Consider the following 23,491-nt stretch of genomic DNA (forward strand, 5'->3'; position numbering starts at 1 on the left):
GCGGGCCCGCTCAGGCCCGCTCCTCCCGGGCGAAAGGCACGTAGCGCTCGGCCTCCTCCCTGCGCCACACCGGGTGGATCTGGCCCTGGCCAGTGACCGGCTGCTCATAGGCGCGGGACCACGCCGTCTCATGCCGGGAGAACCAGTCCTCGAGATGGTCGCGCAGACGCTGACGCGTGGCTGCCAACGCATCATCCTGCGCGAGGTCGTGCCTCTCCTGCGGGTCCTGCTGGAGGTCGTAGAGCTCCTCGGGACCGTCGAAGCGGATAACGTACTTCCACCTCCCATCGCGGATCATCCTGGTCCCTCCGTACTCGTCGTAGACAACCACGGGCTGGCGCGCGACCCGCTCGTGCTGGTCCTGGCTGAGCCAGGGCAGGAAGGACTCCCCTGCCCGCAGCGGGTCCGCTGGCGCCTTGACACCGGCCAGCTCGCACACGGTGGGGAAGAAGCTCAGAGCGGAGAGGTTGTCGGTGACGTGGCTGCCGGCTCCTGGCAGCCCAGCAGGACCCACCCGGTCGCGCAGCCCTTCGGGCACGTACATGACGAAGGGGACGGCGACCGAGCTCTCCCACATGTTGAGCGGGTAGGTTCCGTTGCCCTTGCCCCAGATCCCATGGTGCCCGCAGGCGAAGCCGTTGTCCGACATGTAGAGGATGATCGTCTCCTCCGCCAGGCCCAGTTGTTCCAGCTCCTCACGCAGCCGGCCAACGAGCCGGTCCACCCCGCTGAGCGAGGCGCAGTAGCCGCGCAGGCTCTGGTCGGGGTCCGCGAAAGAGTCTGCGAAGTCCTCCTTGCGCGCCCGGGTCCACGGGTGCGCGGGCTCTCGCGGTACGGAGGGGAAGTCGCAGTCCTCGTACAGCTCGAGCAGCTCGTGGGGGTGGTTGTCCTTGTCCCACGGTGTGTGGGGTGCTGTCGGGCAGACCTGGAGGTAGAAGGGCTGGTGGTCAGCCTGCCCCTCGTCGCGCTCACGCGCGTAGGTGCGCAGGAACTCCACCGCGTGCTGTGCGACGGCGTGCGTGAAGTACTCGCTCTCGCTTGCCTGACGCCCCTCCTGCCAGATCGGGGCCTCGTAGTACGGTCCTCCACCGAAGCGGTGGGCGTACCACGAGGAGAACCCGGCAGCTGGCTGACGGGACTCCCCCACGTGCCACTTGCCTGACAGGGCGCACACGTACCCGGCACCGGACAGAACGGCCGGCAGGGTGGTGATGTCGTCCAGGTAAGTGTCCGGGTGGGCCTGCGGATGCTCGGTGCCCACAAGCCAGTCGTGGATCCCGTGTGCTGAGGGCATCCGGCCGGTCAGGAGTGAGGCGCGGGCCGGGGAGCAGACCGGAGAGGCGCAGTAGAAGCTGTCGAAGACGACCCCTTCCTGGGCGAGCTGCGCCAGGTGCGGCATCTGCAGCTCAGGCATCCTCCAGGGCACCGCCCACGGCCCCTGGTCATCGGTGAGGATGAACAGGAAACTGGGTTGGCGCACGTCTCTGCCCGGGGCAGGTGAGGGGGACTGCGCGGAAGTCATGGTGCCTTCCTCCTTCTTCTACTGCTTGACCGCCCCGGCGGCCACGCCGTCGGTGAAGAAGCGCTGGCCGTAGAGGAAGATCGCGATGATCGGGATAGTCATCATGAGGACCGCGGCCATCAGGAGGTTCCACTGCGTGGAGTTCTCCTGGTAGAAGACCGCCAGTCCCAGCTGGAGGGTCCTCATGTCATTGCTCTTGACCGTCACCAAGGGCCACAAGAAGTCATTCCAGGCGCTCTGGAAGGCCAGGACCGTGACCACTGCGACAGCCGGCAGCGCGAGCGGGGTGTAGATCTGGGTGAAGATCCGCAGCTCGCTGGCCCCGTCCACCCTGGCGGACTGTCCCAGCTCATCTGGCAGATCGATATAGAACTGCCGCATGAGGAAGATTCCCAGGGCGGAGGCGGCGTGGGGAAGGATCATGACGAGGTAGGTGTCCAGCAGCCCCGCTCCTCCCTGGCCCAGCCAGTCGTTACCTCCGGCAAGAGGAACGTGGCTGAAGAGAGTGAACAAGGGGACCATCATGACCTCCGGCGGCACCACGAGCAGCGCGACAAGACCGAAGAGAATGCGGCTCTTTCCACGTACCGGCATCTTGGCCAGGGCGTAGCCGGCCATGCAGGACAGCACCACCTGGCTCACCGTCGAGGTCAGAGTCACCAGCACGGAGTTGGCGAAGAAAAGCCCGAAGTCAGATGCCTGCATCGCCTCAGCAAAATTTCCCCAGGCGAAGCGGCTGGGCACCGTCCCTGTGGCAGGCTCACCCGTGGGAGTCAGCGCCACCAGGAGCAGGTTGAGCAACGGGATGAGGTACAGGGCGGTGACGACCAGCGCGGCCAGGTGCAGCAGGAGGCTGCGTGTGGTGCGACATCGGCTACGCCGCCTGGTGGTGGGCACAGGGAGGGAGGATGCGCTCATTGTCTTCTCTGTTCTCAGCGTCCTGCTGCCTGACGGGCACTGTGGCGCGACTTGAGGTGCTCGACCACTCGCAGCGGCAGCCCGAATGCGGCCACGAAGAGGAACAGCAGCACCGAAACGGCGCAAGCCCGTCCGATATTGAGGTCGGAGAAGGCCGACCGGTAGATCTCGTACACCACCGTGCGCGTGGCGTTCTCCGGCCCGCCCTGGGTCATGACATAGGCCTGGGTGAACATTTGCAGCCCACCCATGAACCAGGTGACCGTGACGAAGAGAAGGGCGTTCTTCATCTGCGGGAGCGTGACGTGGATGAGTCTGCGCAGTGCTCCTGCGCCGTCGATCTGGGCCGCCTCAAGCAGCTCCGGAGGGATGGCCTTGAGACCGGCCAGGAGGATGACCATGAAGTAGCCGAAATTGCGCCACAGCGACATCGCCATGATGGAGGGCATCGCGAGGCCGGTCTCGGTCAGGAAGTTGACCTGCGGACCTCCCAGGTACTGGATGACGGCGTTGAGTGGTCCGTTGAAGGGATCGTAGAGAAAGCTCCACAACAGCGCGACCGTGACGTAGGACATCGCCTGGGGCAGGTAGACCGTGGTGCGCATCAGCGCGTTGCCGGCTAGACGCTGGTTGAACAGCATCGCGGCCAGGAAGGTCACGACGATGCCGACGGCGACTTGTCCAACGGCGAAGACGAGAGTGTTAACGGTGACTTGTCCGAAGACGGGGTCAGTGAGCACCTGGACGTAGTTGTCGAGCCCGACGAACTGGGGCGCGCTCAGCAGGTCGTAGCGGGTGAAGGAAAGGAAGAAGGCCATCACCAGCGGGACGACACTCATCGCCGTGATAACGATGAGGGCCGGAGCGGCCAGGAGGTGACCGACCCGGCTGCGCTGGTGTTCGAGCAAGGGGGTCCTTGCTCGAACACCAGCGCGCGCAACCCGGGCTGTGCGCGAGGTGGCGGGCACCTGCCTCACCCCTGGAAGGCGTTGAGCTTGTCGTTGATCGCCTTGGCCGTCTCATCGACCGTGGCAGAGCCACGCACAGCCGACTGCAGGAGCTCGTTGATATCTTGGCCGAAGCTCATCATGCCCGGGTGCGGATCCTGGGACCTGGTGTACTTGGCCAACTCCATGAACTCCTTGCCCTCCTTGCCCAGCCACTCCTCCTCGATGAGGTCCTCGCGCACTGGCAGGGTCCCCGTGATGCGGTCCCACTCGGACATCTGGGCGGCCTCGGTCAGGAAGCGAATGAAACGGAAGGCACCCTCAGGGTTCTTCGACACCTTGGCCACGGCGAGCTTGTTGATCCACGCTCCACCGACCGGACCGGAGCCAGAGGGCCCGGTCAGCGGCATGCCGATGACGAGCTTGTCCACGACGTCTGGGGCGTTGTTCCTGGCATCGGAGATGTCAGCCATCGTGCCGCCGAAGCAGATCGCGCTCTGTCCTGCCACCACTGGGCGCAAGGCGTTGTTACCCATGACGAGGTGGTAGTCGGACAAGCCCGTCTCGAAGCAGTCGACCAGGAACTGCAGAGCCTCCTTGGCTTCGGGGCTGTCGAAGTTGGCAGTGCCGTCCTCCTTCCAGTAGGCCGCACCGTTGGAGAACATGAGGATCGCGAAGGCCTGCTGGAGCCCGATGGACTTGTCCAGACCGAACCAGATGGGAGACTCACACACCCCGGCATCGCGCACCTTGGTGGCAACCTCGCGCAGCTCGGCCCAGGTGGTCGGCAGCACGGTGGGGTCCACCCCTGCCTTCTCCAGCAGGTCGGAACGGTAAACGTTGGTGCGCACGTCGGTGCAGATGGGGATCGAGTACTGGGTGGAGTCCCATACACCGTCGGCAAGCATCCGCGGGAACATGGCGTCCTTGCTCTCCAGCGTCGGCATGTAGCTGTCCAGAGGCAGCAGCGCGCCCTTGGCAGCCAGCGGCGCGGTCCAGATAGCGCCCAGGAGGAGGACGTCGGCGATCTGGCCCGAGGCGGCTGCGGTGGTGACCTTCTGGAAGGCGGAGCCCCAGTCGGAGCTCTGGACCTCGACATCGATGCCGGACTCCTTCTTGAAAGCGGGAAGCACCGTGTCTGACAGGTAGGTGTTGAGCTCCTGGTTGCCGCCCAGGACCATGAAGCTCAGCGAATTGGCGTCAGCGCCTCCGGATCCGGACCTCGAGCCGCAGGCAGCCATGAGCGGGACGCCAAGGGCGCCCAGGCCGACGCCGGCGAAGAGATGACGACGAGAGACAGTGGGATACATGTGCAGCTCCTTTGCTGGAACGAATCACTGTCGATTCGTTCCAGATTGTAACCAACGAGTCGCTCTTCCGCCAGCCGGTCGGCACTACGGCGCGCTCGCTACCCGCACGCCCCGGCAGGACAGACGCGACCTGCTCACGAGCCCCTGGCAGCAGCCCCGTGCCCCTCAGTCTGGCTGATCGGTCAGCCGTATGAGCAGCCCGACATCCGCACCGATCATCGAGGCCCCGACCAGCGAGGCGTCATCACCGAGGTCGCCAACCGAGACGCCCAGGAGCCCGCAGACCCGGCGAGCATCCACACGCCGTGCGACGTCCTCAATGAAGTCCGGACCGAGATACACCGGCCACCCGCCGACCGTCATACGACCGGGTCCCGCCAGCAGCGAGATCATCACCACCGCTCGCGCCAGGTCGTGGGCCAGCGCGTCCAACGCGTCCAGCGCACGGCGGTCGCCATCGGCTGCTGCAGCAGCCACCTGGCGGCAGTAGCCCTCCATGTAGCGCGGGTCCTGGCTGGGGGTCAGGCCCAGGTCCTCGGTACGCCTCATCATCGCGGTGAAACCAAGGACGGAGTCCAGGCAACCCCTCCACCCGCAGGTCTCGCACAGCGGCCCAGAAGGGTCTGCCGGGACATGGCCGACCGGCAGGCTGCTCGCCCGGGGAGGCAGACGCACGTCCCAGCCTCCCGGACGTCCGGCGCCCAGGCCGATACCGCACTGCAGGTGCACGAACTCGTTCCTGGCGGGCAGTCGGTCGCCGCGCTGGCCGGCCTGGTAGCTGAGGTACTCAAAGCTCGCCTGGGCGGCGCAGGAGGACACATCCAGCACCCGCAACGGGACCCCCGGCAGGTAGGGTTCCAGCAGTCCGGTAACGTCAACATCGTTCCAGCCCAGGTAAGGGGAACTGGCGATGCCCTGCCCGTCATCGGTGGCGGTACCTCCCACCGAGACCCCCACGCCCACCACACGGTGAGGGCGACCGCGCCGCAGCCGCTGCACGTGCCGCCCAACCTCAGTCAGGACCTGCGCAGGACCAGTGCCCGGGACCATGCGCTTCTCCCAGCGGCCCAGCTCGGCTCCAGACAGGTCGCGCAGCAGGACGGCACACCTGTCGATCCTCAGCTCGACACCCACGCTCGCCAGCGCTCCCGCCCTCATGGTCAGGCAGGTGGCCGGGCGTCCCCCGCTACCCGCGCCCTGCGCCGGGACCTCACTGACCAGGTCCCGGCTGACCAGTTCTTGGACGATCCGCGTGATGGAGGCCTTCGTCAGCCCTGAGCGCCTGCCCAGCTCAGGGCGGGTGACCGGGCCGCAACGCTGGATCAAGCCCAGGACAAGAACCTGGTTGTGCTCGCGCATCTGCCTGTGGCGCAGCGCCTCACGCATCGTCGTCATCCCTTCTCAACAGCCCCCCCTGTCACAGGTCAGAGCCTGCCTCACCACAGCGCCCGAGCAGCAGTGAGCAGCGCCACAGCTAGCAGCAACGCGACGAACAGATAGCTCAGGGTCGAGGCGCGCGCCCGTTGAGACAACAGCCCGCCAGCCGCCCCACCTGCCGCCGAGGCCGCGGTGAAGGCAAGCGTCAGGGCCCAGTCGATCTCCACCGGACCCATCATCCGCTGCGCCAGCGCCGCCGTCGCCGCGATCACCATGACCACCAGGGAGGTCGCCGAGGCCCGGCGAATGTCGAGGCCGAGGACCAGGGTGAGCATCGGGACAACGGCGAAGCCCCCTCCCACGCCGAAGAAACCGGTCAGCAGCCCGGTCGCGGTGGCCGCCACCACCACCAATAGCCGCCAGGAGCTCCGAGGGGGCTGCTGCTCAATCATCTGGTCTACCTGCTCCCGGCTCGGGTGCTCGGCCCGCCGCGTCCGCCAGGCCATGACCACGGCAACGACGACGAGCAGAGCGGAGAAGGCAACCATGAGGGCCTCGCCCTCCACCAGGGCATTGAGCCAAGAACCACCGACAGCGCCAACGGTCGACAGCAAGCCGACGACAACACCCTCACGCCACCTGACCTGTCCGCAGTACGCACGCGAGGGCAGCGAGACCAGGGCGGTCACGATGACAATGACGAGCGACTCGCTGGCCGCAGCGTGCGGTGACTGTCCCAGCAGGTAGACCAGGATCGGGACCGACAGGATCCCTCCTCCTGCACCCAGGGCCCCGACTACCACGCCGACGCACGCCCCGATGAGCAGGACGATGACAGTGCCCATCAGCCGGATCCTTCTTCGTTGGCAACGGCACCCCGCCCGGCGGCGCGGATGCGCTCACGGGTGCCCGGGTCCATCACCTCAGCAGGTGCGCGCCCGGCGCGCAACAGCCGGGCCATCGCCACCAGGTCGGGCAGGATGTGGGAGTAGAAGCTGGCGTAACCCTGGCACAGGTAGTTGTGCCCCTCCTCGCCGTCGACCGAGCACTCGAAACGGTCCTTGGGGCAGCCGCCGTGGCACAGCCCCACCACCGGGCACCGCCGACACTGCGCGGTGAGCTCGACCTGCTTCTTGCGCGAGAAGCGGCGCATGACCGGAGTCAGCGCCAGCTCGGCGAAGGAGCTGTCCAGGACGCTGCCCAAGCGCCAACCCGGCTCCACCCAGTGGTCGCAGGCGTAGACGTCGCCGTTGAACTCCATGGCGAGATTGACACCGCACTGGGGGGCGTGCACACACACCGGGTAGATGCCGAAGAGGGCGGACAGGGCCCCGTCGAAGTCCTGGACGAAGACGCGCCCGACGTCGTGGCGCACCCACTCGTCGAAGACCGTGCTCAGGAAGCGGCCGTAGGCCAGAGGGCTGACGCTGCGTGAGGTCACAGCGTCCCCGCTCTGGGTGTACAGCAGGCGAGTACCCGACGCCGAGCGCCAGCCCGCCTCCGCCGTTGACAGGTCACCGCGCTCGACACGCTCGACGATCGGGATGAACTGGATGTAAGAGGCTGAGAGCTCGTCACGCAGGTAGCGGTAGACCTCCAGGGGGTGTTCCTGGTTCGCGGCGTTGAGGGTGCACAGCACGTTGGTGCGCACCCCAGCCTCACGCAGGCGCCAGTAGCCGCGCAGCACCATCGAGTGGGTGCCACGCCCACCACGGTTGACCCGGTAGGCGTCGTGCATCGGGGCCGGCCCGTCCACCGACACCCCCACAAGCACGTCGTGCTCAGCCAGGAAGGCGGCCCACGTCTCGTCGATAAGGGTGGCGTTGGTCTGCAGCGCATGGCGCACCTGCTGGGTGGGACGGCGGTAGGTCTCGCACATCTCCAGCACCCGCTGGTAGAAGGGCAGTCCGCGCAGGGTCGGCTCCCCACCCTGCCACAGCAGTGTTACCTCGCCGTCGGGACTAGCCGCGAGCAGCTCTCTGACGTAGACCCGTGCCGTGTCCTCGCTCATCAGCTGACGAGGCACGTCGTAGAGCAGCTCCTTGGACAGGAAGAAGCAGTACTGGCAGTCCAGATTACAGGCAGCACCGGTGGGCTTGGTGACCACTGACAGAGGCAGGCGCGGCCGGTCCACCGGCCCCTGGGCCACGTGGGCCTGAGAGCTGTCAGTACGCGCCACGTTCCTCCTCCACGCGAGCCTCACCAGGACACGAGCCTGGCCCCGGCGCCTTTGTCGAGAGCCCTCACCCTATACCCGTTCTCGTCGTGCCCCTGTGCCGAGCACACGTGTGCAGGAGCAGGGACTCACGTCTTCTCCAGGTAGGCCTGGGACTCCTCGTCGAGGCGCTCGGTGATGGCGGCGGCGAGGTCCGGGTGCTGCTCCAGGCGCGGGTCCCGGGCGATGACGGCCTCCGCCTCGCCCCGCGCCTGCTCGATGACGCGCGCGTCACGGGTCACGCGCAGCAGGTCGAGGTCGCTGCGGCGCCCGGACTGCGCCGCCCCGAGGACGTTGCCCTCACTGCGCAGCTCCAGGTCCGCCTCGGCCAGCGCGAAGCCGTCGGTGGTCTGCGCGAAGGCCTTGAGACGGTGGAAGGCGGGCGAGCCGACCTCGCAGCCGGTGACCGCCACGCACAGGGAGGGGCGGTCCCCGCGCCCGACCCGCCCGCGCAGCTGGTGCAGCTGGGACAGGCCGAAGCGGTCGGCGTCGAGGATGACCATCATCGTCGCCTCCGGCACGTCCACGCCGACCTCGATGACGGTCGTGGCGACGAGCACGGGCGTGCGCCCGCAGGCGAAGGCCTCCATCGCCGTGTCCTTCTCCGCCGGGCTCATGCGGCCCGTGAGCGTGCCGACGCCGGTCCCCGCGAGCGCGGGCTCGGTGGCCAGGCGCTCGGCCCACTCGGTGACGGCCGCCAGCGGGCACGCCGGGCCGGGACCCTCCCCCAGGGCGTCGAGCAGGTCCTCGGTCCCGGCGGGGTCCGGCTCATCGGTGCCGGGGCCGAGCGAGCCCCGGGCGAGGTCCGCCTGCGGCTCGTCGGTGACGTCGATGCGCGGGCAGACGACGTACACGCGCCCGCCCTCGGCCACCTCCCGGGCGGCACGGCGCCAGATGCCCTCGACCCAGGCCTCGCGCTGCCAGGGCACGAGATGGGTGGTGACCGAGCTGCGGCCGGCGGGGACCTCGTCGAGGACGGCCGTGTCCAGGTCCCCGAAGACGGTCATGGCGATGGTGCGAGGGATGGGGGTGGCCGTCATGACGAGCAGGTGGGGGGTCCGGTGCTCCTGGGAGCCCGGCGGGGCGGCGGGGGCGGTCACTGAGCCGCGCTCGCGCAGGGCGTCGCGCTGGGCGACGCCGAAGCGGTGCTGCTCGTCGACGACGACGAGCCCCAGGAAGGGCAGCTGGACGCTCTCGCTGAGCAGGGCGTGCGTGCCCACGACGATGGAGGGCTCCCCGCCCGCGAGCGCGGCGAGGACCGTGCGGCGCCGTGGTGCCGGGGTGGAGCCGGTGAGCAGGTGCACCCGGGTCGCGCGCTCGGCGCCGTCGAGCATGCCGCCGCGCGCGAGCGGCCCGAGCAGGTGCTCGAGCGAGGACCGGTGCTGGGCGGCCAGGACCTCGGTGGGGGCGAGCAGGGCCGCCTGCCCTCCGGCGCCGACCACCTGGAGCATGGCCCTGAGGGCGACGAGGGTCTTGCCGCTGCCGACGTCGCCCTGCAGGAGCCGCTGCATGGGCACGGTGGAGTCGAGGGCGGCGGCGATCTCCTCGCCGACGCGCTCCTGCCCGGCGGTGAGCCGATAGGGCAGGGCGGCATCCAGGTCCGCGCGCAGGGAGTCCGGTCCCGGCACCGGCCAGGCGACGGCGGTGCGGGTGGACTCGTGCTCGGCGCGGCGGCGGGCGAGCGCCGTCTGCAGGATGAGGGCCTCCTCGTGGCGCAGGCGCTGGCGGGCGGCGCGCCACTGCCCCGCGTCCTCGGGGCGGTGGACCCACCGCCAGGCGGTGAGGGCGTCGACCAGGCCGTGGGCGGCGCGCACCTCCTCGGGCAGGGGCTCGGGCACGTCCTCGGGGCCGAGCTGGTCCAGGACGGTGCGCACGGCCTTGGCGACCCTCCAGGAGGGCAGGGCGTCGGTGGCCGGGTAGATAGGCACGGGCCGGGCGAGGAGGGCCTCGCGCTCGTCCTCGTCGAGGTCGTCGAGGACCTGGAAGCGGGGACCCGCGAGCTGCCTGCGGCCGTGGCGCAGGCCCACCCTGCCGGACAGCAGGACAGTGGTGCCGGGGACGAGCTGGTCGGCGTGGTGGCTCATGAGTCCTGCGGCGCCGAAGAGGACGACCTCCATCGTGCTCACGCCGTCGGTGACGGTGGCCTCCATGAGGGCGGGTGGGCGCCCACTGCGGGTGCGCCGGGAGGAGGCGCGCAGGACCTGCGCCTGGACGGTGGCCTGCTCGCCGTCGACCAGGCCGGCCAGGTCGGTGAGCTCTCCCCAGGTGTCGTAGCGGCGCGGCAGGAGGTGCAGGAGGTCGCCGGCGGTGTCCACGCCCTGGCGGGCGAGCTGGTCGGCGGTGCGCTTGCCCAGGACCTTGTCGAGGGGCTGGGCGAGCAGGGGGACGCTGCCGCGTGGCGGGGGCGCGGCGGGAGGGGATGTGCTGGGGCGGGCGGGGCTCACGGTGGCGCGGGTGCTACTCGACGGCGATGAGGACGTCGGGGTGGGCCTGTCCCCCGGCGTGGACGACGACCTCGACGGGATCGGTGCCGGTGAGGGCGGCGGCGCGCTCGGCGGCGGAGACGGCCAGGGCGCCGACGTCGGGCAGGGCGTCGCGTCCGAGGATGACGGTGAGGAGCTCGTCGTCGGGTCGCAGCAGGGTGGCGACGGTGGAGGCGACGGCGTCGGCCTCGGCGGCCTCGCCGTCCAGGGCGAGGGTGCGCATGTCCTCGCTGGCGCGCCCGGCCCACAGGGCGAGGTCGGTGAGGGTGGTGCCGGTGGTGCGGGAGGCGACGGCGACGGCCGCCGCCAGGACCCGGGCCTCGTCGTCGGTGTCGGCGATGAGCAGCTGGGTGGAGGCGGGCGCCTGCCCGGCGTGCACGGGGGTGGCGGCTCCGGCGGGTCCGCTGACGGTGGAGGGCACGGTGCGCGCGCTCAGGCGCCGGCCGGCCTCGTGGGCGCGGGCCGCGGAGGCGGCGTCACAGGGCAGGACGAGGACCTGGGGCAGGCCGAGGTCGCCGACGGCGCGCAGGACGCTCTCACGGTCCGGGTCGAGGACGACGACGGCTCCGGTGCGGGCCAGCTGCTCGATGAGCCCGGGGGCCCGGGTGCAGGCGATGACGCCCACCCGGTGGGCCTGGTCGGGCGCCGGGGACGGGGAGGGGCGCCGCCCGGCGGCCTGGTCGTCGAGCGGGCCCGCGCCGTCCAGACGTCGGCGGCGGGCGGCCAGGCGCTCGAAGGAGACGACGTGCCCGGCGGCCGCCTGGGCGGCGGAGGCGTAGGGCAGCGGGGGCTCGCCGGCGTCCAGGGGCTCGCCCAGGGCGAGGACGGTGGGGTGCAGGTGGTGGATGCAGACCTGGCGGCAGCGTCCGGCGCGGGGCAGGGCGGCGCGCGGGGTGTCGGTGTGGACGTGGACCTGGTAGAGGCCGACGCCGAGGGCGTCGGGGGTGCCGACGACGCCGACGCTGTCGCCCACGCGCTCGAGCTGGTGGCGCAGCTCGGTGGCCTGGGCGGCGGTGGCCTCGAGGAGGTACATGACCTCGAACTCGCCGGTGGAGTAGTCGGGGCCGGCCTGGACCAGGGCGCCGTGTGAGACGCTGGAGGCGGCCAGGTCGGTGAGCATCTGGACGGCGACGGCGGTGAGCGGGCCGTCCGGCTCCGGGCCGGTGGCGTCCTCGTGGGGGCCGGTGGACAGGCCGGGGGCCGGGGCGGACAGGACGTCGCACAGGGCGGTGAGCATGAGCATGAGGGCGGCGCCGCCGGCGTCGACGGGGCCGTGGCCCGTTCCCGCGGTCTCGACGACGCTCTCCTGGGCGCTGAGGGCCGCTGCGCCAGCGATGTCGCTGACGGTGGGAGGGGCGGCGGGCGCGGCGTCGTCGAGGAGGGCGCGGGCGGCTGAGGCGGCGTCGGCGGCGACGGTGAGCAGGGTGCCGGTGACGGGGCGGGAGACGGCCTCCCAGGTGGAGGAGGCGATGGCCTCGTAGGCGTGGACGAGCTCGACGGGGCGCAGCCCGGCGGGGGTCTCGGCGGCGACGTCGGCGAGGGCGGCCAGGGCCTGGGAGACGAGCAGGCCGGAGTTGCCGCGGGCGCCGCGCACGGCGCCGTCCGCGACGGTGCGGGTGGCCTGGGCGGTGTCGGCGGCCCGGGGCAGGCGCTGGAGGGCCTCGGCGGCCGAGGTGAGGGTGAGCAGGACGTTGGTACCGGTGTCGGCGTCGGGGACGGGGAAGACGTTGAAGGTGTCGATGAGCTCGCGGGTGAGGGTGGCGGTGCGCACCGCCAGGCTCATCCAGGAGCGGATCGTGCGCGCGTCGAGCACGGGTGGGGTCGTTCGCGTGCCTGTCACCGTCATGTCCTCCTGGGGCGGGCGCGCGGGGGGCGCGGCTGCTGTCCTGCCCAGGCTACCCGCCGGGGAGGGCGCCGGCCGACCGGGGCGGGAGCCGGCGGCGGCCCGGGCAGGTCCCGGGGCGCGGGAGCGCGGGCGCCAGGGAGGGAGGGCCGACGGCGGCCGGTGCGCGGTGTGCCTCACCCCACGCGGGTCCGGCTTGGGGACGGGCTGGGGCGTCGGATACAGTGTCCGGGTTGCCCGAGGGACCTGTTCCCCGGGCGGTAGACCTAGCGCCGGGCCGTTCGGCTCGAGCGTTCAAGCAATGAAGATTCAGGAGTGAGACCGTGGCTGCTGTGTGCGACGTCTGCGGCAAGGGCCCCATCTTCGGCAAGAGCGTCTCGCACTCCCACGTGCGGACCAACCGCCGGTGGAACCCGAACATCCAGCGTGTGCGTGCTCTCGTGAACGGTGCTCCCAAGCGCCTCAACGTGTGCACGTCCTGCCTCAAGGCCGGCAAGGTGACGCGCAACATCTGAGCGCCCCTGCCCGTCCAGGCTGCTGAAGGCCGTCACCTCGAGGGTGGCGGCCTTCGTCGTGCCCACGCGCACCTGGGCGGTGGCGGGTCTCAGGCCCCGAAGTGGTCCCAGCCGAGGGCGCCCTCCCAGGGCCGCGAGCCCACGAGCACCCCCGGGGCCGCGAGCCGGCCCTCGCCGGGGGCGTGCACGCGCCCGATGACGCTCACGCCCGCGGGCAGGGCGGTGCCGGGCGCGATGGTGGCGAGCAGACCGTGGTCCTCTCCCCCGGTGAGCACCCAGGCCCGCGCCGCCGCAGCCGGGTCCGCCTCGCCGGCCAGGGCGGCGACGGTCTCCAGCGCGGCACGGGCCCCGGCCAGACGCCGCTGCGCACCGCCCTGCGCCGGGTCGTCCAGGTCGATGAGGACCCCGGAGGCGGCGGCGAGGCGGGCGCAGTCGCGCAGCAAGGAGTCCGAGACGTCCATCATGGAGCTCGCCCCGGCCGCGGCCAGCACGGGACCGGTGCCCAGCGGAGGGACCGGGGACAGGAAGCGCTCGACGCAGCGGCGCGCCTCGCCGTCGGCGGGCAGGGCCTGCGGGTCCAGGCCGGCGCTGAGCAGGGCCAGACCGGCCCGGGAGGCCCCGAGGTCCCCGGCGTGGACGAGCAGGTCGCCGGGGCGCGCCCCCGAGCGCAGCACGGGCGGTCGGCCCTCGAGGTCCCCGTGCACGGTCACGGCGATGAGGACCGCGTCCCCGGAGCTGAGGTCGCCGCCGACGACGCCGGCACCCGCCCGGCGGCAGGACTCCCCCAGGCCGCGGGCCAGGCCCTGCACCCAGGCCAGCGGCGTCGTCCCCGGCAGGACGAGTGAGACGACCAGGGCGGTGGGCCGGGCGCCCATGCCCATGACGTCGGCGAGGTTCTGGGCGGCGGCCCGCCGGCCCACCTGCTCGGGCGTGGACCAGTCGGTGCGGAAGTGGCGCCCCTCGACGAGCACGTCGGTGGACACGACGTAGCGGCCGTCCGGGGCCGCCAGGACGGCGCCGTCGTCACCGTTGCCGACCACCTGGAGGGGGCTGTCCGGCAGCAGCGGGGTGAGGGCGGCGAGCAGCGCGGACTCGTCGAGGTCGCCCACCAGGGTGCCGGGGACCGCCGTCAGCCCGTCAGCGCTCACCAGGACCTCTCAGCGGTTGACGTCGAGCGGGCGCTCAAGGGCCAGCTCGATGAGCTCGGTGACGAGCTCGGTGTAGCCCAGGCCCGAGACCTGCCACATGTAGGGGTACATGGAGAAGGGGGTGAAGCCGGGCATGGTGTTGACCTCGTTGACCACCACCTCGCCGTCGGGGGTGAGGAAGAAGTCGACCCGGGCCAGGCCCTCACCGCCAATGGCCTCGAAGGCTCGGGCCGCGGTGCTCATGAGCCGCTCGCGCTCGGCGGGCGTCAGCCGTGCGGGGCAGACCATCTGGACGGCGTCGTGAGCCAGGTACTTGGTCTCGTAGTCGTAGAACTCGCCGGCACCCTGGGAGGCGTCCATGACGATCTCACCGGGCTCGGCCACGCGCGGGGCGTCGTCGCCGTGACCGCCGAGGACGGCGACCTCGACCTCACGGCCCAGGACCCCGGACTCGACGAGGACCTTCGGGTCGACGGCGCGGGCGGCCTCGATGGCGGCCTCGAGGTCCTCGGGTCGCTCGACCCTGCTGATACCCAGCGAGGAGCCGGCCCGGGCGGGCTTGACGAAGAGCGGGTAGCTCAGGTCCTCGCAGGCCGCCAGGACGCCGGCCCGGTCCCGGGCCCACTCGTGGCGGCCGACGACGACGTGCGGGGCGGTCGCGATGCCCGCGGCGCCCAGCAGGACCTTCGTGACCTGCTTGTCCATGCCCGCGGCGCTGGCGAGCACACCGCAGCCGACGTAGGGCAGGCCCAGCATCTCGAGCATCCCCTGGATGGTGCCGTCCTCCCCGTAGGGCCCGTGCAGGAGCGGCAGGACGACGTCGACCTGGCCCAGGACCTGCGGCCCGCTCACCGTCAGCGCCGTCAGGGAGGTCAGCGCCCCGCCGCCGAGCCGGAGGGCGAGCTCGCCGCGGCCCAGGCCGTCGGCCGTGATCTCGACGGGCTCGGGGCCGCAGAGCTCGAGGGGCGCAGGGTCGTCGTCAACGAGGAGCCACTGACCGTCGGTCGTGATGCCCACGGGCAGGACCTCGTAGCGCTCACGGTCGATGGCCGACAGGACGCCCGCGGCGGTGGCGCAGGAGATCGCGTGCTCGCCGCTGCGTCCCCCGAAGACGACGGCGACGCGGCGCCTGCCCGTCGCGGTGGTAGGTGCGCTGGGGGCGGGCTCGAGGCTGTGCGGCATGGCGGCAACGCTACCGCCTCCTCACGACGGCCCGGCACGTACCCTGGTCACGTGTCCCCTGGCCGCGTCCCGGCGTGGGCCACGGGGCGCCCCGCCCGCAGGACGCACCAGGAGGAGCCGTGCCCGTGACACGCCACACCATCACACCCACCACCCCCGGCCGGCCCCAGCAGGGCACCCGCGCGACCATGGGCGTGCCGCTCGCGCGCCGCACCGTCCTGGGCGTCCTGGCGCTGACAGGCGCCGGGACCCTGGCCGCCTGCTCGGGCGGCACGGAGCCCATCGGGCCCTCGACACCGACGGTGCAGCCCCCGGCCGCCTCGCCCACCGCACCGGCGACGGCGGACGGGACGGGCGGGGCCTCGCAGTCCCCTGCCGCCTCCTCCCCTGCCCAGCCCCAGGGGCCCGACTGGATGAGCGGGGACTCGAGCGCTGAGCCCGGTGAGGGCTCGGCGCTGGTCGTCAGCGGCTTCCGGGTGGGGGCACACCCCGAGGAGGGGTACGACCGCGTCGTCGTCGAGCTCACCGGGCCGGGCGCGCCGGGGTGGAACGCCATGTGGGTCGAGCAGGCGCACACCCAGGGCAAGGGGGACCCGATCGACCTGGCGGGCTCGCGCACGCTCGTCGTCTACGGCACGGGGGCCACGATGGCCCTGGTCGAGGACGTGCCCGAGGCCCTGGACCGGGGCGAGCGCGAGAGCGTGCCCGGTGGGACGGGGCTCATCGAGGTGGACCTGCAGCTGACCTTCGAGGACCAGTACCAGCTGACCCTGGGCACCGAGACCGAGGAGTACCGCGTCCTCACCCTCTCCGAGCCCACCCGTCTCGTCGTCGACGTCAAGCGCCCCTGAGGGGCGCAGGGACACCACGAGGGCCGAGGGCCATCAGAACGAGGAGGAGCACGCATGACGCGCTTCCCGAGCGACTTCCTGTGGGGCGGCCGCCAACCAGATCGAGGGCGCGTTCGACGTCGACGGCAAGGGCCTGTCCGTCCAGGACGTCACGCCCCGCGGCTCGATGTCGCCTGCGGCGCAGGGCCCGACCCCCGACAACCTCAAGCTCGAGGCGATCGACTTCTACCACCGCTACGCCGAGGACATCGCCCTGCTCGCCGAGATGGGCGTGCGGTGCTTCCGCTTCTCCATCGCGTGGTCGCGTGTCTTCCCGCGAGGGGACGAGGAGGTTCCCAACGAAGCCGGCCTGGCGTTCTACGACCGTGTCCTCGACGAGCTCGAGAGGCACGCGATCACCCCGCTCGTGACGATCTCCCACTACGAGATGCCGCTCGTGCTCGCGCGCGAGTACGGCGGCTGGGCGAACCGGCGGGTCATCGGCTTCTACGAGAGGTTCGCGCGCACCGTGCTCGAGCGCTACTCCACGCGCGTGTGGCTGTGGCTCACCTTCAACGAGATCAACTCCCTGGTGCGCACGCCGTTCACCTCGGGCGGGCTGGTCGGGGACCCGGCCTCGATCCCGCAGCAGACGCTCTACCAGGCCATGCACCACCAGCTCGTCGCCTCCGGGCGGGCCACCCGCATCGCGCACGAGGTCGATCCGTGCAACCGGGTCGGCTGCATGATCCTGTCGATGCCGGCCTACCCCTTGTCGCCGGACCCCGCCGACGCGGTGGCCGTCATGGAGTTCGAGCACGGCAACGACGTGTACGGCGACGTCCACGTCCGCGGGCACTGGCCCACGTACGCGCTGCGCGACATGGGACGCAAGGGCGTCGTCCTCGACATCACGCAGCAGGACCGGGCGGACCTGGCCTGTACGGTCGACTTTGTCTCCTTCTCCTACTACGCGTCGGTGTGCGCTGCCGCTGACGAGGCCCGGGGCGAGAAGGGCGCGGGCAACCTCATCGGGGGCCTGCGCAACCCGCGGCTCCCGGAGAGCGAGTGGGGGTGGCAGATCGACCCGGTCGGGCTGCGCCTGGTCCTCAACCGGTACTGGGAGCGCTGGCAGAAGCCCCTGTTCATCGTCGAGAACGGGCTCGGCGCCCGCGACAGCGTGGTCGTGCGGGACGGGGTGAGGACGGTGGAGGACGACTACCGCATCGACTACCTCTCGCAGCACCTGACCCAGGTGGCCAAGGCGATCGACGACGGTGTGCCCGTCATGGGCTACACCGCCTGGGGGGGGTGATCGACTCCGTCAGCGCCTCAACCGCCCAGATGTCCAAGCGCTACGGCATGGTCTACGTCGATCGTGAGGACGACGGCACCGGAAGCCTCGACCGCTTCCCGAAGAAGTCCTTCGGGTGGTTCCAGGAGGTCATCCGCACGAACGGGCAGAGCCTGGGCGGCGCCGACTGAGCGCCCTGCGCGGCACCACGGGCGGGGCCGGCTCAGCCCAGTGGGGCGGCGTTGACACCCTCCGCCTTGCGCGGCCGGGCGAGCAGGGCGTCCGTGACCTCCTCGGTGGTGGCACGGCCCTCGACGACGGCGACGACGCCCTCGGTGATGGGCATCTCGACGCCGTGGGAGGCGGCCAGGTCGAGCACGGCCCGCGCGGAGCGGGCGCCCTCCGCCACCCCGCGGGAGGCCGCAGAGGCCTGCTCGGCCGTCATGCCCTGCCCTAGGTGCCGGCCGAAGGACTGGTTGCGGCTCAGCGGCGAGGAGCAGGTGGCGACGAGGTCCCCCATGCCGGCCAGGCCGGAGAAGGTCTCGGGCCGGGCGCCGAGGGCGAGCCCCAGGCGGGTGATCTCCACCAGGCCGCGGGTGATGAGCGTGGCCTTCGAGTTGTCGCCCAGGCCGCGCCCGGCGGCGATGCCGACGGCCAGCGCGATGACGTTCTTGACGGCCCCGCACAGCTCGACGCCCAGCACGTCCGTGTTCGTGTAGGGGCGGAAGGTGCTCGTGGCGCAGGAGGCGGCCACCGCCGCGGCCAGGTCCTCGTCCTGGGCGGCGACGACGGTGGCCGTGGGCTGTCCGGCCGCGATCTCGTCGGCGAGGTTGGGCCCGGAGACGACGGCCAGGCGCTCGGGCCCCAGGCCCAGGGCCTGGCCGAGGACCTCGCTCATGCGCAGGCCCGTGCCCAGCTCGATCCCCTTCATGAGGGAGACGGCGGCGGCGCCGTCGGCCAGACGGCCCGTGAGGGGGGTCAGGACCTGGCGGGCGCTCTGCGAGGGCACGGCGACGACGACGAGCCCGGCGCCGTCGACGGCCTCGCCCAGGTCCGTTGTGGCGCCCACGAGCCCCGGCAGGCTGACGCCCGGCAGGTAGCGCTCGTTGCGGCCGCTGCTGATCTCCTCGGCCACCTGAGGGCGGCGGGCCCACACGGTGGTCGGGGTGCCGGCCTCGGCGAGCAGGGCGGCGAAGGTCGTGCCCCAGGCGCCCGAGCCGATGACGGCGGCGCGCGCGAAGGGGCGCGGCGTCGTGGAGGTCACGAGGCGTCCTCGCCGTGGGCGTGCGCGTCGTCGTCGGGCTGCTGCGTGCCGGGCCGGGGGTCGGGGCGGCGCGTGCCGAGGAGGTCGCGGCCGCCGGGGGTCCTGCCGGGGTCGCCGTCGTAGCGCATGTCGTAGGGCCGCGGGGCCTTCTGGCCGCGCAGGACCTCGACCAGGCCGGTGATGCGGGACATGATCTCGGCGGTGGCGGCGACGACCTTGTCGCGGTCCTGGGTGTCGGTGCCGAAGCGCTCGGCGAGGGTGAAGGGCTCGCCGATGAGGACGCGGACCTCCTTGCGCGGCAGGGGGTGGAAGCCGCCGCCGAAGGAGTCGAAGATCTCGTGGGCGCCCCACTGGCCCATGGGCAGAACCGGCACCCCGGTGGACATGGCGAGCCGGGCGGCCCCGGTCTTGCCGGTCATGGGCCACTGCAGGGGGTCGCGGGACAGGGTGCCCTCGGGGAAGATCATGATGACGTCCCCCCCGCGCAGGCGGCGCTCGGCCTCGATGAGGGAGCTGCCGGCCCTGTCGGTGCCTCGGTAGACGGGGATCTGGCCGCCGGCCTTGAAGACGTGGCCGAGGACAGGGATCTCGAAGAGCGCGGACTTGGCCAGGGAGTAGGCCGGGACGTCGGCGTCGACGAGGGCGCGCATCGCCGTGAGCGAGTCGAGGTCGGACAGGTGGTTGGCGACGGCGATGAAGCCCCCGTCGCGCGGGATGTTGTCCAGGCCCTCCACCTTCTGGCGGGAGACGGCCTTGAGGAAGGGGATGATGACACCGCGCGAGGCGAAGCGGTAGAAGGGAGACATGGGGCGTGTGCTCACGGGGCGACTCTATCCTCCGGCCGGGCCCGCCGCCTCGGCGCCCGGCAGCCGGTCCCCCGTGAGGTCCGCGGCCTCAGGCCAGTCGTGTGACGTCGGCGTCGAGGGCCTTGAGCTTGCTCATGAAGGACTCGTAGCCGCGGTCGATGAGGTCGACGCCCTCGACACGGCTGGTCCCCTCGGCCGCGAGCGCCGCGATGAGGTGGGAGAAGCCGCCGCGCAGGTCGGGGACCTCGATGTCGGCGCCGTGCAGGGGCGTGGGCCCGGAGATGACGGCGGAGTGGTAGAAGTTGCGCTGGCCGAAGCGGCAGGAGGCGCCGCCCAGGCACTCGCGGTAGACCTGGATCTGGGCGCCCATCTGGCCCAGCGCCTGGGTGAAGCCGAAGCGGTTCTCGTAGACGGTCTCGTGGACGATGGACAGGCCCTGGGCCTGGGTGAGGGCGACGACGAGGGGCTGCTGCCAGTCGGTCATGAAACCGGGGTGGACGTTGGTCTCGACGACGAGGGACCTGAGGTCGCCTCCCGGGTGCCAGAAGCGGATGCCGTCCTCGCGCACGTCGAAGGCGCCGCCGACCTTGCGGAAGACGTTGAGGAAGGTCGTCATGTCGCTCTGGTGGGCGCCGTGCACGAGCACGTCGCCGCCGGTGGCCAGGGCGGCCGAGGCCCAGGAGGCGGTCTCGATGCGGTCGGGCAGGGCGACGTGGTGGTAGCCGACGAGCTCGTCGACGCCCTCGATGTGGATGGTGCGGTCGGTGTCGACGCTGATGATGGCGCCCATCTTCTGCAGGACGTCGACGAGGTCCATGATCTCCGGCTCGACGGCGGCGCCGCGCAGCTCGGTCAGGCCCTGGGCGCGCACGGCGGTGAGCAGGGTCTGCTCGGTGGCGCCGACGCTCGGGTAGGGCAGCTCGATGACGGTGCCGTGCAGGCCCGAGGGGGCGGTGAGGCGGATGCCCTGCGACTGCTTGTCGACCGTGGCCCCGAACTTGCGCAGGATGTCGAGGTGGAAGTCGATGGGGCGGTCGCCGATGCGGCAGCCGCCGAGGTCGGGGATGAAGGCCTCGCCCAGGCGGTGCAGGAGGGGGCCGCAGAAGAGGATCGGGATGCGTGAGGAGCCGGCGTGGGCGTCGATGTCGGCCACGTGGGCGCTCTCGACCCGGGAGGGGTCGAGCTGGAGGACGCCCGCCTGCTGGTCGTAGTCGACGCAGACGCCGTGCAGGGACAGCAGCCCGGAGACGACGTCGACGTCGCGGATGCGGGGCACGTTGCCGAGGACGGACGCCGTGGTGCCCAGCAGCGCGGCCACCATCGCCTTGGGCACGAGGTTCTTCGCCCCGCGCACAGTGATCTCACCGGTGAGCGGGCGACCGCCCTCGACCTGCAGCAGTCCGTCGACCATACGAGCCCTCCGTGGGTCATGACGCGCCCGGACGCGCCCGGGCCTGACAGGGCTGCAACGGGTGCCGCCCCTGGGGTGTTCCCCGCCGGTGCGGTGGCTCTGGCCACGTCGGAGGGGTTGCCCCAGCATAGGCGCGAGGCCCGACGCCGACGGGCCTTCGTGCGCGGGACGGGTGCGGGACACGTCTCACCCCGGGTCGCCGCCGGGGCGTCCGGGCCCCGGGCCTCAGTCGCGGGCGGGACGGATGAAGGGGTAGCCCAGGGCCACGGGCATGTCCTCGCTGCGGGCGGGGACGACCTCCTCCTTGGGCAGTGTGCGCGCCGGCAGGGTGCGGGGCTTGTAGCCGGGGCGCGAGGCCTCGAAGGCGGCGATCTCGTCCTCGTGCGTGAGGGTGAGGGAGATGTCGTCGAGCCCCTCCATGAGGCACCAGCGCACGTAGTCGTCGATCTGGAAGGTCGTGCGGAAGGAGCCGGCCTCGACGGTGCGCTGCTCGAGGTCCACCGTGATCTCGCTGCCGGGGTCGGCCTCGAGGATCTTCCACAGCTGCTCGGCGTCCTCCTGGCTGATGACGCCGGTGACCAGGCCCTGCTTGCCGGCGTTGCCGCGGAAGATGTCGGCGAAGCGCGGCGCGAGGACCACCTTGAAGCCGTAGTCCTTCAGGGCCCACACGGCGTGCTCGCGCGAGGAGCCGGTGCCGAAGTCGGGGCCGGCGACGAGCACGGAGGCGCGTGTGTAGGCCTCCTGGTTGAGGATGAAGTCGGCCTCGCCTGCGCGCCAGCCGGCGAAGAGGGCGTCGTCGAAGCCGGTGCGGGTGATGCGCTTGAGGTAGACGGCGGGGATGATCTGGTCGGTGTCGACGGCGCTGCGGCGCAGGGGGGCGCCGATGCCGGTGTGGCGGATGAACTTGTCCATGGGGGGTCTCCTTCGTCCGGCTCAGGCGACGGGCTCGAGGGCCGGCAGGTCCGCGGGGGTGGACAGGGTGCCGCGCACGGCGGTGGCGGCGGCGACGACGGGCGAGACGAGGTGCGTGCGTCCTCCCTTGCCCTGGCGTCCCTCGAAGTTGCGGTTCGAGGTCGAGGCGGACCGCTCCCCGGGCTGCAGCTGGTCCGGGTTCATGCCCAGGCACATGGAGCAGCCGGCGTTGCGCCACTCGGCGCCGAAGTCCTTGAAGACCCGGTCGAGGCCCTCGGCCTCGGCCTGCAGGCGCACGCGGGCGGAGGCGGGCACGACGAGCATGCGCACGCCCTCGGCCTTGGTGCGTCCGCGCAGGACGTCGGCGGCGGCGCGCAGGTCCTCGATGCGGCCGTTGGTGCACGAGCCGAGGAAGACGGTGTCGACGTGGATGTCGCGCAGGGGCGTGCCGGGGGCCAGGTCCATGTACTCCAGGGCGCGCTCGGCGGCCCGGCGCTCGGTGGCGTCGGCGATCTGCTCGGGGTCGGGGACGGTGGCGGAGATGGGCAGGCCCTGGCCGGGGTTGGTGCCCCAGGTGACGAAGGGCTCGATGTCCTTGGCCTCGAGGACGACCTCGGTGTCGAAGACGGCGTCGTCGTCGGTGCGCAGGGAGCGCCAGTACTCGACGGCGGCGTCCCAGTCCTCGCCCTCGGGGGCGTGGGGGCGGCCCTTGAGGTAGGCGAAGGTGGTCTCGTCGGGGGCGATCATGCCGGCGCGGGCGCCGCCCTCGATGCTCATGTTGCAGATCGTCATGCGGGCCTCCATCGACAGCTGCTCGATGGCCCGGCCGCGGTACTCGATGACGTGGCCCTGGCCGCCGTTGGTGCCGATCTTGGCGATAATGGCCAGGATGATGTCCTTGGCGCCGCTGCCGGCGGGCAGGTCGCCGTCGATGCGCACGCTCATGGTCTTGAAGGGCGCCATCTGGAGGGTCTGGGTGGCCAGGACGTGCTCGACCTGGCTGGTGCCGATGCCGAAGGCGAGGGCGCCGAAGGCCCCGTGGGTGGAGGTGTGGGAGTCCCCGCAGACGACGGTCATGCCCGGCTGGGTGACGCCGAGCTGGGGGCCGACCTGGTGGACGATGCCCTGGTCGGCGTCGCCGAGGGAGTGCAGGCGCACGCCGAACTCGGCGCAGTTGGCGCGCAGGGTCTCGATCTGGGTGCGGCTGGTGAGGTCGGCGATGGGGCGGTCGATGTCCAGCGTGGGGGTGTTGTGGTCCTCGGTGGCCAGGGTGAGGTCGGGGCGGCGGACCTGGCGGCCGGCCAGGCGCAGGCCCTCGAAGGCCTGGGGGCTGGTGACCTCGTGGACGAGGTGGAGGTCGATGTAGAGCAGGTCGGGGGCGCCGTCGACGCCGGCGGACACGACGTGGTCCCGCCACACCTTCTCGGCGAGGGTCATTCCCATCGCTTCTTGCCTCCTGAGATGAATGGGTGTCGGAAAACATGACCGACGCTACTTGATATCTCAACCCTTGG

General features: G+C 71.6%; 20 protein-coding genes. 4 read left to right on the forward strand and 16 right to left on the reverse strand.

Annotated features, from left to right (window positions below; translation table 11 throughout):
- Positions 1-10 precede the first annotated feature (10 nt).
- The 9 genes from H6X67_RS00625 to H6X67_RS00665 all read right to left on the reverse strand — a co-directional run bounded on the left by H6X67_RS00625 (position 11) and on the right by H6X67_RS00665 (position 12,618).
- The gene (locus tag H6X67_RS00625; protein WP_283251261.1) at positions 11-1,522 is read right to left on the reverse strand and encodes a sulfatase-like hydrolase/transferase; all 1,512 of its coding nucleotides are present in this window, start codon (positions 1,520-1,522) and stop codon (positions 11-13) included.
- A gap of 18 nt (positions 1,523-1,540) precedes the next feature.
- Positions 1,541-2,440 (reverse strand): carbohydrate ABC transporter permease, encoded by a 900-nt coding sequence (locus H6X67_RS00630; RefSeq protein WP_249368854.1) that lies wholly within the window; start codon positions 2,438-2,440, stop codon positions 1,541-1,543.
- A gap of 14 nt (positions 2,441-2,454) precedes the next feature.
- Positions 2,455-3,348, reverse strand: a complete 894-nt coding sequence (locus H6X67_RS00635; RefSeq protein ID WP_249368855.1) for a carbohydrate ABC transporter permease — start codon at positions 3,346-3,348, stop codon at positions 2,455-2,457.
- A gap of 65 nt (positions 3,349-3,413) precedes the next feature.
- A complete protein-coding gene (locus H6X67_RS00640) occupies positions 3,414-4,697 on the reverse strand; it encodes an extracellular solute-binding protein (protein WP_249368856.1) in 1,284 nt (427 codons plus the stop codon).
- Between the two features lie 165 nt (positions 4,698-4,862).
- Positions 4,863-6,092 (reverse strand): ROK family transcriptional regulator, encoded by a 1,230-nt coding sequence (locus H6X67_RS00645; protein WP_249368857.1) that lies wholly within the window; start codon positions 6,090-6,092, stop codon positions 4,863-4,865.
- A gap of 41 nt (positions 6,093-6,133) precedes the next feature.
- Positions 6,134-6,919: a sulfite exporter TauE/SafE family protein gene (locus H6X67_RS00650; protein WP_249368858.1), complete on the reverse strand. Its 786-nt coding sequence runs from the start codon at positions 6,917-6,919 to the stop codon at positions 6,134-6,136.
- A complete protein-coding gene (locus H6X67_RS00655) occupies positions 6,919-8,181 on the reverse strand; it encodes an anaerobic sulfatase maturase (RefSeq protein WP_249376427.1) in 1,263 nt (420 codons plus the stop codon). The genes H6X67_RS00650 and H6X67_RS00655 overlap by 1 nt, the downstream gene beginning before the upstream one ends.
- Before the next feature lie 197 nt (positions 8,182-8,378).
- Positions 8,379-10,670 (reverse strand): ATP-dependent DNA helicase RecG, encoded by a 2,292-nt coding sequence (locus H6X67_RS00660; RefSeq protein ID WP_249368860.1) that lies wholly within the window; start codon positions 10,668-10,670, stop codon positions 8,379-8,381.
- 76 nt (positions 10,671-10,746) lie between these two features.
- Positions 10,747-12,618 (reverse strand): DAK2 domain-containing protein, encoded by a 1,872-nt coding sequence (locus H6X67_RS00665; RefSeq protein WP_249369964.1) that lies wholly within the window; start codon positions 12,616-12,618, stop codon positions 10,747-10,749.
- 320 nt (positions 12,619-12,938) lie between these two features.
- Here H6X67_RS00665 and rpmB point away from each other — a divergent pair, with 320 nt between their 5' ends.
- Positions 12,939-13,130 carry a 50S ribosomal protein L28 gene (gene rpmB, locus H6X67_RS00670; protein ID WP_003785965.1) on the forward strand — a complete coding sequence of 64 codons (192 nt, stop codon included), beginning with the start codon at positions 12,939-12,941 and terminating at the stop codon, positions 13,128-13,130.
- Between the two features lie 89 nt (positions 13,131-13,219).
- On the opposite strand, the gene H6X67_RS00675 is transcribed toward rpmB, so the two are convergent.
- Both H6X67_RS00675 and H6X67_RS00680 read right to left on the reverse strand, forming a co-directional pair.
- Complete coding sequence (locus H6X67_RS00675; protein WP_249368768.1) at positions 13,220-14,278, reverse strand: thiamine-phosphate kinase; 1,059 nt, start codon at positions 14,276-14,278, stop codon at positions 13,220-13,222.
- Between the two features lie 9 nt (positions 14,279-14,287).
- Positions 14,288-15,460, reverse strand: coding sequence for a D-alanine--D-alanine ligase family protein (locus H6X67_RS00680; RefSeq protein WP_249368769.1), 1,173 nt, complete (start codon positions 15,458-15,460; stop codon positions 14,288-14,290).
- Between the two features lie 125 nt (positions 15,461-15,585).
- On the opposite strand from H6X67_RS00680, the gene H6X67_RS00685 reads away from it, so the two are divergent.
- The 3 genes from H6X67_RS00685 to H6X67_RS11945 all read left to right on the forward strand — a co-directional run bounded on the left by H6X67_RS00685 (position 15,586) and on the right by H6X67_RS11945 (position 17,775).
- Positions 15,586-16,311, forward strand: coding sequence for an AMIN-like domain-containing (lipo)protein (locus H6X67_RS00685; protein ID WP_249368770.1), 726 nt, complete (start codon positions 15,586-15,588; stop codon positions 16,309-16,311).
- Positions 16,312-16,444: 133 nt separating this feature from the next.
- Positions 16,445-17,605 (forward strand): glycoside hydrolase family 1 protein, encoded by a 1,161-nt coding sequence (locus H6X67_RS00690; RefSeq protein ID WP_306468479.1) that lies wholly within the window; start codon positions 16,445-16,447, stop codon positions 17,603-17,605.
- Entirely contained in the window at positions 17,602-17,775 is a 174-nt protein-coding gene (locus tag H6X67_RS11945; protein ID WP_311765847.1) for a family 1 glycosylhydrolase, read from the forward strand. Before H6X67_RS00690 ends, H6X67_RS11945 begins: the two co-directional genes overlap by 4 nt.
- A gap of 32 nt (positions 17,776-17,807) precedes the next feature.
- On the opposite strand, the gene H6X67_RS00695 is transcribed toward H6X67_RS11945, so the two are convergent.
- The 5 genes from H6X67_RS00695 to leuC all read right to left on the reverse strand — a co-directional run bounded on the left by H6X67_RS00695 (position 17,808) and on the right by leuC (position 23,420).
- Positions 17,808-18,848 carry an NAD(P)H-dependent glycerol-3-phosphate dehydrogenase gene (locus H6X67_RS00695; RefSeq protein WP_249368771.1) on the reverse strand — a complete coding sequence of 347 codons (1,041 nt, stop codon included), beginning with the start codon at positions 18,846-18,848 and terminating at the stop codon, positions 17,808-17,810.
- Positions 18,845-19,654, reverse strand: coding sequence for a lysophospholipid acyltransferase family protein (locus tag H6X67_RS00700; RefSeq protein WP_249368782.1), 810 nt, complete (start codon positions 19,652-19,654; stop codon positions 18,845-18,847). Before H6X67_RS00700 ends, H6X67_RS00695 begins: the two co-directional genes overlap by 4 nt.
- Positions 19,655-19,742: 88 nt before the next feature.
- Positions 19,743-21,065 carry a UDP-N-acetylglucosamine 1-carboxyvinyltransferase gene (gene murA / locus H6X67_RS00705; protein ID WP_249368772.1) on the reverse strand — a complete coding sequence of 441 codons (1,323 nt, stop codon included), beginning with the start codon at positions 21,063-21,065 and terminating at the stop codon, positions 19,743-19,745.
- A 225-nt stretch (positions 21,066-21,290) separates the two neighbouring features.
- On the reverse strand, positions 21,291-21,977 hold the full coding sequence (leuD, locus tag H6X67_RS00710; protein ID WP_249368773.1) for a 3-isopropylmalate dehydratase small subunit: 687 nt from the start codon (positions 21,975-21,977) through the stop codon (positions 21,291-21,293).
- Positions 21,978-21,998: 21 nt separating this feature from the next.
- The gene (gene leuC / locus H6X67_RS00715) at positions 21,999-23,420 is read right to left on the reverse strand and encodes a 3-isopropylmalate dehydratase large subunit (protein WP_249368774.1); all 1,422 of its coding nucleotides are present in this window, start codon (positions 23,418-23,420) and stop codon (positions 21,999-22,001) included.
- Between the last annotated feature and the right edge of the window lie 71 nt (positions 23,421-23,491).

The sequence above is a fragment of the Actinomyces sp. AC-20-1 genome (assembly GCF_023369555.1).
Classification (GTDB): Bacteria; Actinomycetota; Actinomycetes; order Actinomycetales; family Actinomycetaceae; genus Actinomyces.

Bases quoted from the DNA above. Each gene is read 5' to 3' on its own strand.
- H6X67_RS00625 (WP_283251261.1), bottom strand. From the start codon at position 1,522: ATGACTTCCGCGCAGTCCCCCTCACCTGCCCCGGGCAGAGACGTGCGC.
- H6X67_RS00630 (WP_249368854.1), bottom strand. From the start codon at position 2,440: ATGAGCGCATCCTCCCTCCCTGTGCCCACCACCAGGCGGCGTAGCCGA.
- H6X67_RS00640 (WP_249368856.1), bottom strand. From the start codon at position 4,697: ATGTATCCCACTGTCTCTCGTCGTCATCTCTTCGCCGGCGTCGGCCTG.
- H6X67_RS00645 (WP_249368857.1), bottom strand. From the start codon at position 6,092: ATGACGACGATGCGTGAGGCGCTGCGCCACAGGCAGATGCGCGAGCAC.
- H6X67_RS00650 (WP_249368858.1), bottom strand. From the start codon at position 6,919: ATGGGCACTGTCATCGTCCTGCTCATCGGGGCGTGCGTCGGCGTGGTA.
- H6X67_RS00665 (WP_249369964.1), bottom strand. From the start codon at position 12,618: ATGACGGTGACAGGCACGCGAACGACCCCACCCGTGCTCGACGCGCGC.
- H6X67_RS00680 (WP_249368769.1), bottom strand. From the start codon at position 15,460: ATGCCGCACAGCCTCGAGCCCGCCCCCAGCGCACCTACCACCGCGACG.
- H6X67_RS00700 (WP_249368782.1), bottom strand. From the start codon at position 19,654: ATGTCTCCCTTCTACCGCTTCGCCTCGCGCGGTGTCATCATCCCCTTC.
- murA (WP_249368772.1), bottom strand. From the start codon at position 21,065: ATGGTCGACGGACTGCTGCAGGTCGAGGGCGGTCGCCCGCTCACCGGT.
- leuD (WP_249368773.1), bottom strand. From the start codon at position 21,977: ATGGACAAGTTCATCCGCCACACCGGCATCGGCGCCCCCCTGCGCCGC.
- leuC (WP_249368774.1), bottom strand. From the start codon at position 23,420: ATGGGAATGACCCTCGCCGAGAAGGTGTGGCGGGACCACGTCGTGTCC.